Consider the following 15,690-nt stretch of genomic DNA (forward strand, 5'->3'; position numbering starts at 1 on the left):
CAGGCCCCAGACCCCCCAATTAATTCGGTTGATCCCGCAGGACCATCTGCTGTCGCTTTCCGGAGCCACATTATTGGGGTCTGGGGCCTGCGGCCCCAGCCGCCGGAGGCCTCTTGTTACCGCCGGAGGCCCCTTCCCTCCTACTCGCACTCATGCCTTGTCCAGCTCGCGCGGAATTTCGATGCTGTGCCTTGTTTTCCCGGCATTTCCGGGACTTTCTTGCCGGGGTCATCGTCGCCCCACAGCGCGCTGTCGCCGTTTTTGCGCCAGTTCTGGTAGGTGGCGGATTCGTCCTGCAGCGCCTTGAGGGGGTGGTCGGCCCATTCGACATGTTCGGTGGGGATGTCCCAGCGGGCGTCGTCGAAATAGGCGCCGGTGAGCTTTTCGACTTCGGGATAGTCGCGCGGCGGCCAGGGGTAGCCCATGGGGGCATCGGTATGGACGAGCAGCAGCGCGCCGCTGCGGGTGGCGAAGGGTGCGTGGTAGAATTCCTGCGGGTGGACGACGACGCTACCGATGCCCATCTGGCCCTCGTTGATCAGGAAGCAGTCGCCCTGGAGCAGGATGATCTCCTCGAAGCATTCGTGATGGACATGCTCCTTGGGGGCGACGAGGCCGGGCTCGATGAACTGGAAGCGCAGATAGCCGCCGGGGCCGCCGTCGAAGCCTTCGTCGCTGGGATGCGGGACGGGATCGGGCTTGCGCAGCGACTTGTGGACGACGCCGTGCGCGCCGGGGACGCTGTTCACCCAGGGCTCGTTGTGCGGCTTGATCAGGCGGTTGCGGGTGTAGGGGAACGGGAAGCAGGGGATGTTGGGGTTCCAGAAGGCGAGCGCGAGGGCACCCTTGCGGGAGTGGAGCTCGCCGCCGCCGCAAAGCTGGGGGACGTGGATATAGCCGGTGGCGCCGACTTCCTCGGCGGCATGGGTGCCGTCATCAAGGCTGAGGCTGCCGTTGAACAGGAAGAATTCGAGGCTGGCGGTCCTGGCGTCGACACGGGCGCGCCAGCCGGCGGGGATTTCGACGACCCAGGTATAGGCGCCGCTGCGGACGTCCTGGCTCATCAGCGCGCCGTGGAGACCGGCGATCGGCGCGGGGCCGTCGAGCGTTGTCCGTGTGAGGGCGAGCAGATTGTAGAATCCGGGATCTTCGCGGTTGAGATTGTGCATGGTTCCCCCCTCCCCTTCGGGGTGCGTGACGGCCGGTTTTGGCCGGGATACGTGATTTACTGGTTGGGTGCGGCGATGAGCGTGCCGAGGCGGCTGTCAGCCGGGCCTTCGCTATGGGCCGCGCTGCCGAAGGCGAACTCGTAGCAGGGCAGCGGGCTGGTGCCGACGACCGAGGCTTCGACGGCCCAGACGGCGCCGCCGAAGCGGGGTGTCTTGGTCTGGCTGCCGGCGATGCGCACAGCGGTGGGGTCGAACGTCGCCTGGCCCGAGCACAGGCGCAGGCGATAGCTGTTGTAGTTGATCGCCAGATCCTCGGCCTTGGGGTCGATCCCCCATTTTTCGGTCCAGCCGGCGGCGAAGGCGATGACCTCCGGGTTGCTCCAGACCTGGTCGGCCATGGCCGGATCGAGATAGAGGAAATCGAAGTGGGTGAACTGGCCGGCGGTGGGCTCGCTGCACTTCCAGTTGGAATAATGGATGATGCCGGGGACGCTGTTGAAGAAGGGCGCGTCGACCTCCCGCAGCCAGGCCTCATAGCCGCGGGCGTCGGAATCGGCGCGCGGCGTGTAGGGCAGGAACAGCATCAGGTCGGTGTCGAATATCATGACGGAAGCTTCTCCAGAAAGGCGGCGAGCGCGCTGGCGACGCCATCGGGATCACGGTCGGGCTGGAAATCAGCGCCTTCGACGATCGAGGTATGAGCGTCCGGACGGACGGTGCGGGCGCGCTCGAACAGCGGCCACAGGACATCGTCCTTCGAGCACATGATGTGGAGCGGCACATCGATGGCGCGGAACAGGCTTTCGACATCCTGGTTCCAGACGCCGCTGAATGCCATCGGCATGGTGCGGTGCGCGGTGAGGTGATCGACCATTTCGCGCAGGTGCAACTCGAGGCTGTGGTTGGCGCCGAGCATGGCCAGATAGTCCCAGGCGGTTTGCAGGAAGGCGCCTGTGGGCTCGGCGGCGAAGGGGCGGATGAAGGTCTTGCGGTATTCGGCTTTCTCGGCGTCGTTGACGAGGACCGGGCCGATCAGCGTCAGCGACAGGAAGCGGCCGGGATGGCGGCCGGGCATTTCCAGCGCCGCGCAGCCGCCGGTGTGATGGCCGCAGGCGTGAAACTGGTCGACGCCGAGGTCGTCCATCGCTTCCATCAGCCGGTCGGCCTGGAAGGCCAGGTCGGGGATGTTTTCGGGCTGGTAGCTCTGGCCGAAACCGGGGCTGTCGAACGACAGGCAGCGGTATCGGTCCGAGAGCCGGTCCATGACCTTTTCGAACATCACCCCCGAGCTGGCGGTCTGGTGGTAGAAGGCAATAACCGGCGCATCTGCCGGGCCGCTCTCGCGCAGGTGGATCTGGCCATCGCGGCAATTGGCATAGCGCCGGGTGATCATCAGTCGTTCTCCACCGCGGCGACGGCTTCTTCATAGGCGGTGACGGCCGACGCCATTTCGGCGGCGCGGGCGGCCAGTTCCTCGCGCTCCTGGTGGACGATGCGGAGCACGGTGGCGAGATATTGCTCGCGCCACTGGTCCCGCTCGGCGCGCACGGCGACCGGCGGGACATAGGCATCGACGGCGGCGCGGCTGATCGGCTGGCCGGCCTCCATCAGCCGCTCGATGCTGTCCAGCCGGTCCCGCAGCACGGCGACCTCGCCGGCCAGCGCGAGGGTGATCGAGAGGTTCTTGTCGATGGCGGGATCGGCGAAATATTGCGGCCGATCCCCCTTGGCCTTTTGTTGCAGCGTTACGCTCATTTGCGCACACCCCACAGCCACCAGGCGCCGCCGCCGCCAAAGTCACCGCCCTGGAAGACGTTGGTGCGCTTGGCCTGGGCGGCTTCGAAGGCGCTCGGCTGATAGGCCTCGAACGCCTTGGCCGGATCGAAGCCGGTCTCGGCGGCGATGTCGGCGGCGACGATCTCGTGGCTGGCGCCCCAATAGGGCTCGTTGTTGTTGCGGGTGTCCCAGTCCAGCATGAAGGCGTCATAGGTCGGGAGATCGCGGTATGGCGGGGTTTCGGCATGGACGACAAGGCCGCCATCGGCGAGCAGACGGTTGCACTCGCGCATGATCCTGCGCATGGCGCCGTTGCTGGTCTCGTGGACGAGGATGTGGCTGACGATCAGATCAAAGCTGCCGTCCTCGAAGTCCGTCGCCTCGGCGTTCTGCTGGCTGAAGTGAACGGTCTTGCCGAGCGCCTGGGCGCGGGCATGGGCATAGCGGAGCACCGGGGCGCCGATGTCGATGCCATAGACTTCGGCCTCGGGCCAGGCTTCGCAATAAGCCAGCGTCGAGTGGCCCACGGTGCAGCCCATGTCGAGGATGCGCTTGGGCTTGAAGTCCGGATGGTTGGCCTTGATCCAGGCGATGGTGGTATCGCCGATATCCGAATTATAGGGGCCCATCCGGCCCATGGCGTAGATGTAGACGGCGCTGTCATAAACCGCGCCATTGGCGACATCATCCTCGGTGAAGTCGGTGTGATAGCCGCCGGGCATGCAATGGATATCAACCATGGTGTGATAGCGCGGAATTTCCATGTCCGGGTTGAGGCGCAGGCTGCCGTTGGTGCCGTTGGTCTCCTTGCTGGCCTTGATGAGTTCGGGAAGCTGGCGCTGGACCGGAATTTGCACCGACTTCCACATCATCTCCTGGCTGTTGCGCAGCATGGCGCCCCAGAAGTTGAAATAAGGCTCATCGGTCATCGACTTGCGGATCTCGGCATAGGTGGCGGGCTCGCTGCCATGAGCCTTCTGCCAGGCCGGGCGGGCGCGAACTTCAAAGGCGTTGCGGTTGCCGGCCGAAACGCTGGTGGCGAGATGGAGCTTGAGGCTCTTTACGAACTCCTGACGGGAGAATTCGTCGGAGGTGGTGGCGGGCAGCACGGCATGCTGGCCCTGACTGTTGGCTTCGAGAATGTCCATGAGGTTTTCCTTTCAGACTGTTGATTTCATTCAGGCGGCAAGCGGAGGGCGGATGGGGCAGATTTCCTCGCGATCGACCATGTCGAAGGTGAAGATCCATTTGGCGACGCCGGTGAGCACGGCGGCGATGAAGCCCAGCTCGATGATCTGGGCATCGGAGAAATGCGCCTTCAGTTGGGCATAGAGCGCGGGTGAGAGCTGGCCTTCCATGTTCTGCAGCATCATTTCCTCGCCGAGCGCGATGATGGCGCGGTCCCGGTCCGAGAACAGCGGGCTTTCGGGGGTGAAGATGGAATCGACCTGTTCCTGGGTGATGCCGGCCTTCAGCGCCTCGACGGTGTTGAAGCGGTTGCAGAACTGGCAGCCATGCTGCTTCGACAGCTTGAGGCGAAGCAGCTCCTTGGCGCGAACATCGACGGTCATGCCCTTGTTCTTGTTGTAGAACAGGCCGTCATAGAATTCGCCGAAATACCAGCGCAGCAGGTCGGGCTGATGGGCCATGACGCCGATGATGGTGGCATCGCCGGTGCGCGATACGCCGAGATCGTGCAGTGGCTGCAGGTCGGCGGGGAGGGCGTCGCGGGGAATGGGCGAGATGACGGGCGATGGCATGCGTGTTCCTTGCTATACAATGAGATCTAGGCGGACGTTCAGTCGCTTTGTCAGGTCCTTCTTGTCGAGATCCTCGCTCTGGGCTTCGTCCTGGATGACATTGTCCCGCACAAGGCCATCGGTGGCCTGGCGGGTGAGGATGATCATCAGGTTGGTTTCGTCGAGCAGCGCGAACGGGAATTCATGCCAGGTGCCGATGTGCATCAGGAAGCCGGCGCTGCCATCGAACAGAAAGGCCTCGACGGCGTCCAGGTCCGGCAGATCCTGGTCATTGGGCGGGGCGAAGCAGGCGACGAAGGGCTTGCCGCCGAGCGGGATGAAGCCCTGGGTGTGCTTGAAGTGGCGCTCCATCCAGCGGACCTGAAGCGGCCGGCGCTGAAGGGTGACGATCGGCATCTCGACATCGCCATGCGCGGCGAAATCGGCGACGCGGCGGACCTTCACGGCGCCATCATAGAAATCAATCGGCATCGGCGCCACGGAGGGGGTGGCGCCGAGGATGGTGCCGTAGCGCGCCAGCTTTTCGGCGGTGGCGCGCTGAACGGGGATGGTGATGATGGTGGGGGCAGGCCCCCTGCCCTCGTGCCTGACGGCCGCCTCGTCGATGCTGTCGATTTCGGCGTAATCCGCCATGTCAGGACCCTTTCAGCTGTTCCAGTGTCGGGAACGGATAGTCGGGGCTGGGCGGGCAGAAGCACAGGTGACGAAACGGCGCGTCGCCGATGACCTTGACGTGCTTGCGGGCGCCGACCGGATAGGAAAACACCGTGCCCGGCGTGATGTGCGCCTTGGTGGTTTCCATATACAGCGGTGGCAGCGACACCTCGACCTCCATCTCCCCCGATATGCAATATTGCATCTCATCGTGCACGAAGGTCCAGTCGAATTCGGTGCCCGGCATGAAATCCTCGATGATGATCTGGCAGTTCGGCTGGTTGATCGCCGAATAGCCGCGGATCTGCACGCCGGGGTTGAACGGCAGGTCGAACATCGGCGCGCCGTCCAGCGCGGCTTCGTCGATCTTGTGGTGCTCGAACTTCGAGCGGACGGTGGGTGCGAGGCCGATCGGCATGGTGGTTCTCCCCGGATGAGGGGCCTGCGGGGCTGTCCGCAGGCCCGGGCTGGTTGATCAGAAGCGGGCGCGCGCCTCCACACCGAAGCTGCGCGGCGCGGCGCGGTGAACGGCATGGGCGATCGGCAGGATCACCACGGCATCGGAATTATACTGCTCGTTGAACAGGTTCTTGGACCAGAGCGTCAGGTCCCAGCGGTCGGTGGTCAGCCCCAGGCGGGCGTTGACCAGATCGACGGGATCGCGGCGCGTGTTGGCGGCGTTGCGCTGATCATACCAGACCGAGCCGGCACGGGTATATTCGCCACGCGCCAGCACGCTGATGCTGTCATTGACGGGCTGCAGCAGCTGGAATCCGGCGGCGACATTATAATCGGACGCGAAGGGCAGCCGGTTGCCGATAATAGCTGCGCGGTCGGCGGCATTCTGGCTGTCGATATCGGTGATCTTGCTGTCCGCCAGCCCGAAGCCGCCGAAGATGCTGAACGTGTCGGTGACCTGGGCGTTGATGTCGAACTCGAAGCCCTGGATCCGCACCTTCTTGATCGACGACACGGCATTGAGGCCGCCGGTCGGGAAGAATTCGAACTGCTGCGCGTTGCGGACGCTGGTGTGATAGACCGCGCCATTGAACTGGATGCGGCGATCGAACAGGATGGATTTGAAGCCGATTTCATACTGGTCGGCGACTTCCTTGTCATAGAAGTCCTGCACCAGGATGTCGGGGATCACCGACACCAGCAAGGCACGCGTGCCGATCGGATTGAACCCGCCCGACTTGAAGCTGCGGCCGAAGCCGCCATAGATCGAGCCATTGCCCGAGGGGAATTTGTAGGTGACGGTCGCCTTGGGCTGGACCTGCTTGAAGGTCTTCTTGTCCTTGCAGTCCGCGACATTGCGGCCGGTGGTGGCCACGCAGAGATTGTAGGTGGGGAAGGCCGCGCCGCCCACCGATCCCGAGCCGGCGCCACCGACGAAATAGAAGGGATTGCGAATGTCCGGCGCCGCCGATGTGGTATCGCGTTCCTCGATGTCGTAGCGTGCGGCCAGCTGGATTTCGAGCTGCTCGGTGACGTCATACTGGACGTTGCCGAAAGGCGCATAGTTCTTGCCGTTGACGAGGTTGCGGTCATAGCCGACCGTGCCATTGTTGGTATTGATGCCGTCGATGCCGAGCGTCGGCAGGATCGACCCGCCGCCGATGATCAGCCGGTCCACCGGCGACACCGGGGCACCGATGGTGGTACCGCGAATGACGTAGGGCGGCAGATAATTGCCGTTGCTGTCCTGCGAGAGGCGGCCGTTCAGCCCCTGCTCGATCAGGAAATCACGCTTCTGGGTGAGAAAGAAGAAGCCGACCTGCCAGCGCAGTCGCTGGTCGGACTTCGACGACAGGCGAAATTCCTGGGTGAAGGCCTTGTTGCCGATCGTGTACTTCTGGGTGTTGTCGCCAAAGGCGGCCAGAATATTCAGCGTGGTCCCCGGCGACAGCGCCTGCGAATCGAAGCTGTTCCCGGCGAAGTTGAAGGCGCCATAGGGATAGTTCTTGCCCTGATAATTGTCGGTGATCTTGCTGTAATTGGATATCGAGGTGAAGGTGACATCGCCGAAATCATGGTCGATCTTGAGCGAGGTGTTGAACTTGTCCTGCCGGTTGTTGCCCGGCACGTCATTGGTCCACTGGCCTCGCGTCTCGTTGGTGTCGATCTGGTCGATGCGGAAACCGCCCTGGGTGGCGCCGACGACCTGCGAATGCCAGGCGATGGCGCCGCCATCGAGCCGGCTGGCATTGACGCGCAGGTCGACGGTCGTGTCATCGCCGGGCAGCCAGATCAGACGCAGGCGGCCGAGCTTTTCGGTCGAGCGCATGACCTTTTCGCCGGTGTTGATATTGGTGAATGGCCCATCGGTGTCGCTGATGGCGGCCGAGGCGCGGAACCGGAGCTTGCCTGGAATGATCGCGCCGCCGATGCTGGCGTTCGCCCTCATGGTGTTCCAATTGCCATAGTTGAGCGTGACCTGCCCTTCCAGATCGTCGGTCGGCGGCTTGGTTGAAATGATGATCGCACCGGCGGCGGCGTTGCGGCCGTAAAGGGCGCCCTGCGGCCCCTTCAGCACCTCGATCTGCTGGACGTCAAACAGTTCGCCGTTGAACTCGTTCTGCGTCACCAGCTGGACGCCGTCGATGACCACGGCCACCGCGCCTTCCGACTGGCGGACCGAGGTCTGGCCGCGAATGTTAACGAAGAATTCGCCGGCGTGGTTGGACGTCTGGAAACTGACGTTGGGGGTGAGGGCCAGGAAGTCCTGCGGGCGGGTGATGCCGGCCTTGAGAATGGCCTGCTCGCTGAAGACCTGCACGGCGACGGGCACGTCGATCAGCTTTTCGTCGCGCTTGGTGCCGGTGACGATAATCTCCGCCGCGTCGTTGGTCGCGGCCGGCGTGTCGGTGCCGGCGGTCTGGGCGGCGACAGGCTGTGATGCGATGGCGATGGCGGTGAGACTTGCGGTGACGGTCAGGCGGATGTCCATGATTTTCCCCTCTAGCTCCCGGCTTTGCCGGTTCCCCCAAAACTGCGCTGGGCGCCAATTTTGCATACAGATTTAGGCTGATTTTCTTGATTTGTGTCAACGGAAAAGATTACACTCGCATTCAGACCGTTTTATCGGTGTTTTCCTCGGTAAATTACATGGGATTTTCTGACATGGACATTGAGCCCGGGCTGATTTCCGATCGCTACATGACTGGCTGCGACCCGGCCTCGTCATTGACGCGCTGTGAGCTTGCGATGATCCGGGCCAGTGAAGCCTTTGCAAGATGGGGATTTTTTCTGCACAAGAGCGTTAGCGGGACAACGCTGGGCGCGCAGGACGTCTGCCTGCTGCATTCCATCAGGATGCGCGGTGGGGCGCAGAACCTGTCGGAATTGCTGCTCTTTTTGAACCGTAACGATGTGTCGACAATCCAGTATTCGCTCAGGAAGATCGAGCAGGCCGGATTGATCGAGCGGATCACCGGCAACAGCCGGCGCGAGGCCGGCTACAGGCTGACGGAAAAGGGCGAGCAGGCGACCAGCGCCTATGCAGAACTGCGGTCGGACATTTTGATCGCGCTGGTCGAGGACATCAACGGGATGAAACAGGCGCTCGATTCGGCCGCGGCGGCGCTGGAGCGGCTGACCGGGCTTTACGACCAGTCGACCCAGACCGTGCTCAACCGCAAGATATTGGGGAAATGATCAGCCCCGATCGACGCCCGTGAGGAAATCGGCAAGGCCGGCGGCGAAATTGTCGGCATCGAGATCGGGCTCGAAATTGGCGCCGTTCAGCGGCAGGACGCGGGCATCCGGCCGCATCTGGGCGGCGCGATCGAGATAGGGGTAAAGGACATCGTCGGGAGCGGCGCCGATCATGATCGGGCACTGAACCTGTTTGAAATAATGGGGGAAATCCTGTCCCCAGACGGCATTGTAGCTCTGCACCCTGCCCCACCAGGCGCGCAGCTGGTCGGCCATTTCGCGGTGGATCAACAGCGGGTCGGCATGGGCGCCGAGGTTGCGGAGATACTCCCAGTTCTCAAGCAGATAGCTGCCGCTGACCAGCGGGGCGAACGGGATGCCGAAATGCTTGGAGAATTCCACCCGCTCCTCGTCGGTGAGCGGCACCGGGCCGATCATGGTCAGCGAGCGGGCCAGTTCCGGATGGCGGGCGGCCAGTTCCACGCCGATGCAGGCGCCGGTGTGATGGCCGACGATATGGCACTGGCCGATGCCCAGGCTGAGGATCGCTTCATGCAGCCAGTCGACATAGTTCGACATCGACGGCTTGCTGTCCTTTGGCGCGTCGAACGAGCCGCCGAAGCCTGGCGTATCGAGGGCGTGGAGCGGCCAGCGTCCGGCCAGCCGTTCCATGGTCTTTAGCCACATCTGGCCGGAGCTGGCGGTCTGGTGGAAGAAAACGACCGGCGTGCCATCTGCCGAAAGGCTGCGAACATGGATCTGGCCACCGCTGGTATCGGCATAGGATTTGCGCACGTCTGTCATGATTTTCCCCTCAGCAATCATATTTGATTTTGTATACAAATGATGCATCATGGCTGCAAGCAAAACCGAGGGAGGGAAGATGACGGTTGCGCAGCTTCAGGGGGCCTTCCAGGCCATGGTCGACGCCCTGGCCAAGGGGGATCTCGATGGCTTTTACGGCGCGATCCTGTCCGATGCGATGATCATGGACGAGGACCTGCCCTTTCGTGTCAACAAGGAAGGGTTTCAGGCGCATATCGCTTTTCACGGCCCCGACAATTGGGAGGGGTTCGCCTGGAAGCCGAGCGATACGCGCTTTGCGGTGGCCGGCAATACCGGCGTGATCACAGGCTTTGCGATGTTTCGCGGAAAGCCGCGCGATGCCGGCTTCCGGCTACGGCCGATGCTGTTCAGCCAGGGATGGTCGCAGACCGCTGCCGGCTGGAAGCTGGTCAGCTGGCAGCAGAGTCCGGTGATTGGCCATGTCACCACCCAGTCCCCGGGTTGAACGGAATGCTGAATGCCACCATGCAGGGAGAGATGCGATGAGCGATGCCATCGACCGGCGCGATGCGATGCGGATAGGCGCTGTGGCCGGCGCGGCGGTGGGCGCGATGCTTGCCGGCGGTGCGGCCGCGCAGACCGGCGACACGGGCCTCGAAGCCGCCTTTCGCGCGGCGTTTGCTACAGCGAAGGACAAGCCGGGTGATATCGCCGCCGCACGCCGCGCCTTTCTGCATGAATCGGCGCTGGTGATCGATTCGGATGTCCCCTTCCCTCTCGACCGCGCGGCCTACCTCGACCACCTCGGCTTTCATGGGCCGCAGTGGGAGCGGCTAGAAGTCCAGTTGCTCGAGGTGAAAACGGCCACCCATGGCGATACCGGCACCGTGTCGGCCTATTTCAACCAGCGTGGCAAGCCGAAGGATGCGGGCTTCCGCCAGCGCGCCGGCTATGTCACCGCCGTCTGTACGCGAGACGGTGGCGCCTGGCGCGCGATGGGGCTGCACTTCGGCCCGTTGATGGCGAATATCATCGACGCGTCGCCCGGATGAGCTGAGGACACCAAAATTGGGCGCCGCCCGCTCATTGCAGATTGCCGGCAACCTTTAGAGCGCTGGCGCGTTGTTGTCCTGTGGAAAACCAACGACAGGGACAACTATGTGAGCAACGAGGCATCGAGAGATCAGGAACAGAAAATCGCTGAAGGCGAGGTGGAAAAGTTCAGGAGCGAGCTTGGCCCGTTCGTGACCGCCACCGAGACAACGCGGATGCCCATGGCTTTCACAGATGCGCGCGCCCCAGACCATCCGATCATTTTTGCTAACGATGCTTTTTTGAAACTCATTGGCTACGAGCGGAACGAAGTGCTCGCGCAAAACTTCAATTTTTTCCTTGCAGGTGTTGAGGAGAAAACTCTGGAAGAGGTCGAGGCAGCGTTCGCCAATCCGTCAGATAAAGACACCGAAATCAATTTTCATCGGAAAGACGAACGTGAGTGCTGGGCGACCCTTTTCGTTGCTCCGGTCGAAGACGAGCGGGGGGACGTCACACAGCACTTCCTGTCACTCATCGACACGACAGCTTACAAAATGGCGGAACAGCACGCCGGCCTGTTGATCGATGAGCTGAAGCACCGCGTCAAAAATTCCCTGATGATGGTTCAGTCTATTGTCTCGCAGGCAATTCGCAATTCCCCGGATCCACAGGCAGCCAGTGAATCGATAGAAACGCGGATTGCGGCGTTGTCCCGGGCCCATGATCTACTAGGTCGCGAGAAATGGGACGGTGCCGGCCTTCGCGATCTGGTTGTTGAAGTGCTTGCCCCGTACAGGGAAGGCGAGGGTCGCTCTGCCCGTTTCGTCGTTGAGGGCGACAACATCCGGCTATCCCCGAAGGCGACGTTGGCACTCGGCATGGCGTTCAATGAGCTTGCAGCCAATGCGGTAAAATATGGCGCCTTGTCGAACGATACCGGGACGGTCTCGATTGCGTGGACAATGGAGGCTCAGCCGGATGGCCGGTGGCTTCGCCTCGGCTGGCGTGAGACAGGTGGACCGACCGTAAGCGTGCCAACACGCAGGGGATTTGGCTCACGGCTTATTGAACATGGCCTGGCCCGCGAACTGGCAGGCGGAATTGAACTGGACTATCCGCCCGAGGGGGTGGTTTGCAAAATTCTGGTTCCGGCTCCGCAAGCGGTGCTCAGTGGATAGCGCCCTGCTCTCGGGAAAAACCGTTCTTCTGATCGAGGACGAGATGCTTGTCGCCATGCTTCTTGAGGATATGCTGGGCGACCTCGGATGCAAATCGATCACCGTCGCGACATCCGTCGAGACCGCTATCGACCTCATTGCGGACAACAGGTTTGATCTGGCAACTCTGGACGTGAACCTGAATGGCAAACGGAGCATCGCGGTCGCCGAAGCGCTGGACAGGCGGGATATCCCCTTTGCCTTTGCCACCGGCAATGACGAGCATCGCTTCGGCAAACGATTCGAGGATCATCTGGTGCTCAAAAAGCCTTTCAGATCCGATCGATTCGAGGAAGTGCTTCGGCGTCTCGTCAGTGAAGGAACGGACTAATGGCAACCCTGGCGACAGGCCGCCCGTTCCGGCGAAATCCTCGCCCTACGACATACACTTGAGGCGCGGCATGACTTTTTCGCCGAAGTCCCGAATGCCTTCGACGAAGTCTGGCCAGCTGAACAGCAGGCCTTCGACGCCGGTTTCGGCGGCGATTTCATCGATCTTGGTGGCGACGGTTTCCGGGCTGCCGTGGATCAGCGGGATCCCCATGAAGGCCACGTTGCCCTGTTCGAGGGTGAGCGACAGGCCGGACTTCATCCGGTCGGCGGTGCCGCCGGTGTTGGTGTCCATGGCAGCGCTGGCGAGGATGTTGGTGATGGCGCCCTTGTCGGCCTTGGCGACAATGTCTTCGGCCAGCGCCCGGGCCTCGGCGTCGGTGCGGGCGGTGATCATGTGGAACAGGCCGTAGGTGCCGACGCGGCGATTGTTTTTCGCGGATTCGGCGCGGACATTCTGGACGATCGGCTTGAGGGCGTCGGCGTGGGCAATGACGAAATTATGGTCGCCCATGCGGGCGGTGAACTCGATGCCCTTGGGGCTCTGGCCGGCGCAGACGATAGGGATGTCATGGGCGGGGCGCGGCAGCACCGTGCATTTGTTGAGCTGGAAAAACTCGCCATTCCAGGTGGTTTCGCCGTCCTTCCACAGGGCCTTGACGATGCCGAGATATTCGTCGGCGAAATCATAGCGGCGATCGAAATATTCGTCGCCGCGCCAGAGGCCCATCTGGGTGTATTCGGGCTTGTTCCAGCCGGTGACGATGTTGAGGCCGCAGCGGCCCTGGCTGATGTCGTCGATGGTGGCGATCATCCGCGCGGCGATGGCCGGGTGGGTGCTGAGCAGGGTGACGCTGGGGAACAGGCCGATGCGGCTGGTGTCGGCGGCCAGCGCAGCCATCAGCGTAAAGGATTCCATGCAGCCGTTCCAATAGCCGGTGTCGCCGCCGAAGCCCTTGAATTTCATCATGGACAGGACGAAATCGAGCCCCTGCTGCTCTGCTTCCAGCGTCACCGCCTTGTTGTGGGCGTAGCTCGGCATGTACTGCGGGCTGCCGGCGGACGGGATATAGCCATTGCTGCCATTGGGCAGGAAAACGCCGAATTTCATCTGGGCCGGGTCCTTCAGGATTTGAGGTGCACGAGGGTTTTGCCGAAGTTGCGGCCCTGCATCAAGCGGACGAAGGCGGACGGCGCGGATTCGAGGCCCTCCGAGACGTCTTCGCGCCAGGCGAATTTTTTGGCTTCGATCAGGCCGGCGACGGTGGAGATCATGTCGGCGCGCAGATGCTCGTAATCATAGACGACGAGGCCCATCAGCGTGGCGCGGGCGCCGATGATCTCCAGCGGCAGCGGGCCGGGGCTGCGGGTGTCCGAATTGTAATCGTCCATGATCCCGCACAGCGCGATGCGGCCGTGCGGCTTCATGTTGACGAGGATGGTGCGGAGAAGCTCGCCGCCGACATTGTCGAAATATTGGCTGGGGCCCTGGGGCACCAGCTCGCGCAACCTGGTGGCAATGTCCTCGCTGCGGTGATCGATACAGGCACTGAAGCCGGCTTCCTCGACGACCCAGCGACATTTTTCCGGCCCGCCGGCGATGCCGATGACCGTGGCGCCGCGGGCGAGCGCCAGCTGGCCGACGGTGGAGCCGACCGGCCCGGCGGCGGCGGAGACGACCAGCACGTCGTCAGGGCCTGGCTTGAGCAGCTCGGAAACGCCGGCATAGGCGGTGAGTCCCGGCATGCCGAGCACGCCCAGCGCCAGCGACGGCGGCAGCGCGCCGAAATCGAGCGTGCGCAGGCCATCGGCGGCGATGGTGGTGAGGTCTGCCCAGGCGCCGAAGCCGGCGACGGTCTGGCCGGGCTCGAGCCGCGGGTCGTTGCTCTCGGTAATCGTGCCGACAAGCTCCGAGATCACCGGCTGGCCCGGCAGCAGATTGCCCGACAGGTGCCGCTTCGCCATCTGCAGCCGCAGATAAGGATCGAGCGACAGGAAGGTCGGCGCCACCCGCACCTGGCCCGGCTCCAGCGCCGGCAGCGCGACCGCCACGCATTCGAAATCCTCTTCGGTCGGGATGCCGGCCGGCGTGCGTACGAGGCGGATCTGGCGGGTGGCGGCTGTTGTCATCGCGGTCCTTGGCTGGCGGCCAGCTCGGCCTGTTTGCTGCGTGCTACCGGGATCGGGTAGCTCGGGTTTGGATAGCAGAAGCAGAGGTGGCGGAAAGGCTCTTCCGACAAGACTCGCCACAGCACCCGGCAGCCGCGCGGCAGGAAATAGGTGGTGCCGGCGCGGGCGATGATCGTCTGGCTTTCCAGCATCAGCGGCGGCATGTGGACCTGCACCTCGCATTCGCCCTGCACGACATAATGGGCTTCATCGTGGGCGAGCGTCCAGGGAATGTCCACGCCCTTGTAGAAGTCCTCCAGATTGACCTGCAGCGCCGGCTCGTCGATGCCGATGTTGACGGCGCGGAAGCGCGAGCCGGGGACGAAGGGAAACTCCAGGTCCGGTTCCTGATCGAGATCGGTCTCGTCGTAGTGATAATGCGCGAATTTTCCCCAGGCGATCTTGTCCATGGTGTTTCCTCCCTCTCCTAAAGACCGGTCTCCAGCACGGTGAGTGCGGCATCGAAGGCGGCGAGACCGGTGTCGATCTCGGCCTGGCTGATGATGAACGGCGGGCCCACCTTGACGGTGTTGGGCACGAAGCCGCCGAGGAAGACGCCGCGCGCTGCGCATTCGCGGCCGATGATGGCATTGGGGTTCTGCGACAGGTCGCCGGTGAAGCCGGTGTAACGATCTTCGGCGATGATTGGCTTGCCGTCCTTTCCGACGAGATCGACGGCGTGATAGAGGCCGCTGCCGCCGATACGGCCGATGCTGGGGTGGCGGGCCTTGAGATCGTCGAGGCCGGCGCGGACGATCCTGCCCTTGGCCTGGACCTGGCCGATGATGTCCTCGGCGAGCATGGCTTCGAGGCAGCCGACGATGGAGGCGGCGATCAGCGGATGCCCGTCCCATGTGGTGCCGCTCCACCAGCGGGCATCTTCGAAGAACTGGGCGATCGGCCGGGAGGCGATGACGGCGCCCGAGGGCAGGCTGGAGCCGTTGATCGACTTGCCCGCCGCGATGATGTCCGGATGGATGCCGGGGTACATCTGATAGCCGAACCAGTGGCCAAGCCGGCCGAAGCCGCAGAGCACTTCGTCGTCGATCCACAACAGGCCATATTCCCGGATCAGTTCGTACAGCGCCGGCATATAGTCGGGGTGCGGGAACAGGCCGCCAGCGCCGAGCATCGGCT

At 63.1% G+C, this 15,690-nt stretch carries 19 protein-coding genes; 5 read left to right on the forward strand and 14 right to left on the reverse strand.

The genetic code is table 11. From position 1 onward, the window contains the following. Positions 1 to 140: 140 nt before the first annotated feature. From ACTIFJ_RS06860 to ACTIFJ_RS06900, 9 genes are read right to left on the reverse strand one after another with little or no spacing between them, the layout of a single operon-like run. Entirely contained in the window at positions 141 to 1,169 is a 1,029-nt protein-coding gene (locus ACTIFJ_RS06860; RefSeq protein ID WP_439533355.1) for a hypothetical protein, read from the reverse strand. Between the two features lie 56 nt (positions 1,170 to 1,225). Further along, positions 1,226 to 1,774 (reverse strand): hypothetical protein, encoded by a 549-nt coding sequence (locus ACTIFJ_RS06865; RefSeq protein ID WP_439533356.1) that lies wholly within the window; start codon positions 1,772 to 1,774, stop codon positions 1,226 to 1,228. After that, positions 1,771 to 2,562, reverse strand: coding sequence for an alpha/beta fold hydrolase (locus ACTIFJ_RS06870; protein WP_439533357.1), 792 nt, complete (start codon positions 2,560 to 2,562; stop codon positions 1,771 to 1,773). Before ACTIFJ_RS06870 ends, ACTIFJ_RS06865 begins: the two co-directional genes overlap by 4 nt. Then, positions 2,562 to 2,924, reverse strand: a complete 363-nt coding sequence (locus ACTIFJ_RS06875; RefSeq protein ID WP_439533358.1) for a hypothetical protein — start codon at positions 2,922 to 2,924, stop codon at positions 2,562 to 2,564. Before ACTIFJ_RS06875 ends, ACTIFJ_RS06870 begins: the two co-directional genes overlap by 1 nt. Continuing rightward, positions 2,921 to 4,093 carry a methyltransferase domain-containing protein gene (locus ACTIFJ_RS06880; protein WP_439533359.1) on the reverse strand — a complete coding sequence of 391 codons (1,173 nt, stop codon included), beginning with the start codon at positions 4,091 to 4,093 and terminating at the stop codon, positions 2,921 to 2,923. Before ACTIFJ_RS06880 ends, ACTIFJ_RS06875 begins: the two co-directional genes overlap by 4 nt. Before the next feature lie 30 nt (positions 4,094 to 4,123). Beyond that, positions 4,124 to 4,705: a carboxymuconolactone decarboxylase family protein gene (locus ACTIFJ_RS06885; RefSeq protein ID WP_439533360.1), complete on the reverse strand. Its 582-nt coding sequence runs from the start codon at positions 4,703 to 4,705 to the stop codon at positions 4,124 to 4,126. Positions 4,706 to 4,717: 12 nt separating this feature from the next. After that, on the reverse strand, positions 4,718 to 5,338 hold the full coding sequence (locus tag ACTIFJ_RS06890) for an ureidoglycolate lyase (RefSeq protein WP_439533361.1): 621 nt from the start codon (positions 5,336 to 5,338) through the stop codon (positions 4,718 to 4,720). Position 5,339: 1 nt separating this feature from the next. Next, on the reverse strand, positions 5,340 to 5,777 hold the full coding sequence (locus tag ACTIFJ_RS06895) for a cupin domain-containing protein (protein ID WP_439533362.1): 438 nt from the start codon (positions 5,775 to 5,777) through the stop codon (positions 5,340 to 5,342). Positions 5,778 to 5,834: 57 nt separating this feature from the next. After that, positions 5,835 to 8,309 (reverse strand): TonB-dependent receptor, encoded by a 2,475-nt coding sequence (locus ACTIFJ_RS06900; protein ID WP_439533363.1) that lies wholly within the window; start codon positions 8,307 to 8,309, stop codon positions 5,835 to 5,837. An 86-nt stretch (positions 8,310 to 8,395) separates the two neighbouring features. Between ACTIFJ_RS06900 and ACTIFJ_RS06905 the strand changes: the two genes are divergently transcribed. Next, positions 8,396 to 9,016: a helix-turn-helix domain-containing protein gene (locus ACTIFJ_RS06905; protein ID WP_439533364.1), complete on the forward strand. Its 621-nt coding sequence runs from the start codon at positions 8,396 to 8,398 to the stop codon at positions 9,014 to 9,016. Here the strand turns inward: ACTIFJ_RS06905 and ACTIFJ_RS06910 are convergent, their stop codons facing one another. After that, on the reverse strand, positions 9,017 to 9,820 hold the full coding sequence (locus ACTIFJ_RS06910) for an alpha/beta fold hydrolase (RefSeq protein ID WP_439533365.1): 804 nt from the start codon (positions 9,818 to 9,820) through the stop codon (positions 9,017 to 9,019). A 79-nt stretch (positions 9,821 to 9,899) separates the two neighbouring features. Here ACTIFJ_RS06910 and ACTIFJ_RS06915 point away from each other — a divergent pair, with 79 nt between their 5' ends. The 4 genes from ACTIFJ_RS06915 (at position 9,900) to ACTIFJ_RS06930 (ending at position 12,385) form a co-directional block, all read left to right on the forward strand. Further along, on the forward strand, positions 9,900 to 10,307 hold the full coding sequence (locus ACTIFJ_RS06915; RefSeq protein WP_439533366.1) for a YybH family protein: 408 nt from the start codon (positions 9,900 to 9,902) through the stop codon (positions 10,305 to 10,307). Between the two features lie 37 nt (positions 10,308 to 10,344). After that, positions 10,345 to 10,854, forward strand: a complete 510-nt coding sequence (locus ACTIFJ_RS06920) for a DUF4440 domain-containing protein (RefSeq protein ID WP_439533367.1) — start codon at positions 10,345 to 10,347, stop codon at positions 10,852 to 10,854. Positions 10,855 to 10,962: 108 nt separating this feature from the next. After that, positions 10,963 to 12,015: an HWE histidine kinase domain-containing protein gene (locus tag ACTIFJ_RS06925; protein ID WP_439533368.1), complete on the forward strand. Its 1,053-nt coding sequence runs from the start codon at positions 10,963 to 10,965 to the stop codon at positions 12,013 to 12,015. Then, positions 12,008 to 12,385 carry a response regulator gene (locus ACTIFJ_RS06930; protein ID WP_439533369.1) on the forward strand — a complete coding sequence of 126 codons (378 nt, stop codon included), beginning with the start codon at positions 12,008 to 12,010 and terminating at the stop codon, positions 12,383 to 12,385. The genes ACTIFJ_RS06925 and ACTIFJ_RS06930 overlap by 8 nt, the downstream gene beginning before the upstream one ends. 45 nt (positions 12,386 to 12,430) lie before the next feature. On the opposite strand, the gene ACTIFJ_RS06935 is transcribed toward ACTIFJ_RS06930, so the two are convergent. The 4 genes from ACTIFJ_RS06935 to ACTIFJ_RS06950 form a co-directional block, all read right to left on the reverse strand. Next, positions 12,431 to 13,495: an LLM class flavin-dependent oxidoreductase gene (locus ACTIFJ_RS06935; protein WP_439533370.1), complete on the reverse strand. Its 1,065-nt coding sequence runs from the start codon at positions 13,493 to 13,495 to the stop codon at positions 12,431 to 12,433. A gap of 14 nt (positions 13,496 to 13,509) precedes the next feature. Then, positions 13,510 to 14,514, reverse strand: a complete 1,005-nt coding sequence (locus ACTIFJ_RS06940) for an NADP-dependent oxidoreductase (RefSeq protein WP_439533371.1) — start codon at positions 14,512 to 14,514, stop codon at positions 13,510 to 13,512. Next, positions 14,511 to 14,963, reverse strand: coding sequence for a cupin domain-containing protein (locus ACTIFJ_RS06945; RefSeq protein ID WP_439533372.1), 453 nt, complete (start codon positions 14,961 to 14,963; stop codon positions 14,511 to 14,513). Before ACTIFJ_RS06945 ends, ACTIFJ_RS06940 begins: the two co-directional genes overlap by 4 nt. 17 nt (positions 14,964 to 14,980) lie before the next feature. Continuing rightward, on the reverse strand, positions 14,981 to 15,690 hold a 710-nt coding region (locus ACTIFJ_RS06950), incomplete at its 5' end, for an aminotransferase class III-fold pyridoxal phosphate-dependent enzyme (RefSeq protein ID WP_439533373.1).

The sequence above is a fragment of the Polymorphobacter sp. genome, assembly GCF_051860865.1.
Classification (GTDB): domain Bacteria; phylum Pseudomonadota; class Alphaproteobacteria; order Sphingomonadales; family Sphingomonadaceae; genus Sandarakinorhabdus.

Bases quoted from the DNA above. Each gene is read 5' to 3' on its own strand.
- ACTIFJ_RS06895 (WP_439533362.1), bottom strand. From the start codon at position 5,777: ATGCCGATCGGCCTCGCACCCACCGTCCGCTCGAAGTTCGAGCACCAC.
- ACTIFJ_RS06890 (WP_439533361.1), bottom strand. From the start codon at position 5,338: ATGGCGGATTACGCCGAAATCGACAGCATCGACGAGGCGGCCGTCAGG.
- ACTIFJ_RS06900 (WP_439533363.1), bottom strand. From the start codon at position 8,309: ATGGACATCCGCCTGACCGTCACCGCAAGTCTCACCGCCATCGCCATC.
- ACTIFJ_RS06870 (WP_439533357.1), bottom strand. From the start codon at position 2,562: ATGATCACCCGGCGCTATGCCAATTGCCGCGATGGCCAGATCCACCTG.
- ACTIFJ_RS06940 (WP_439533371.1), bottom strand. From the start codon at position 14,514: ATGACAACAGCCGCCACCCGCCAGATCCGCCTCGTACGCACGCCGGCC.
- ACTIFJ_RS06920 (WP_439533367.1), top strand. From the start codon at position 10,345: ATGAGCGATGCCATCGACCGGCGCGATGCGATGCGGATAGGCGCTGTG.
- ACTIFJ_RS06860 (WP_439533355.1), bottom strand. From the start codon at position 1,169: ATGCACAATCTCAACCGCGAAGATCCCGGATTCTACAATCTGCTCGCC.
- ACTIFJ_RS06885 (WP_439533360.1), bottom strand. From the start codon at position 4,705: ATGCCATCGCCCGTCATCTCGCCCATTCCCCGCGACGCCCTCCCCGCC.
- ACTIFJ_RS06865 (WP_439533356.1), bottom strand. From the start codon at position 1,774: ATGATATTCGACACCGACCTGATGCTGTTCCTGCCCTACACGCCGCGC.
- ACTIFJ_RS06935 (WP_439533370.1), bottom strand. From the start codon at position 13,495: ATGAAATTCGGCGTTTTCCTGCCCAATGGCAGCAATGGCTATATCCCG.
- ACTIFJ_RS06875 (WP_439533358.1), bottom strand. From the start codon at position 2,924: ATGAGCGTAACGCTGCAACAAAAGGCCAAGGGGGATCGGCCGCAATAT.
- ACTIFJ_RS06915 (WP_439533366.1), top strand. From the start codon at position 9,900: ATGACGGTTGCGCAGCTTCAGGGGGCCTTCCAGGCCATGGTCGACGCC.
- ACTIFJ_RS06945 (WP_439533372.1), bottom strand. From the start codon at position 14,963: ATGGACAAGATCGCCTGGGGAAAATTCGCGCATTATCACTACGACGAG.
- ACTIFJ_RS06880 (WP_439533359.1), bottom strand. From the start codon at position 4,093: ATGGACATTCTCGAAGCCAACAGTCAGGGCCAGCATGCCGTGCTGCCC.
- ACTIFJ_RS06910 (WP_439533365.1), bottom strand. From the start codon at position 9,820: ATGACAGACGTGCGCAAATCCTATGCCGATACCAGCGGTGGCCAGATC.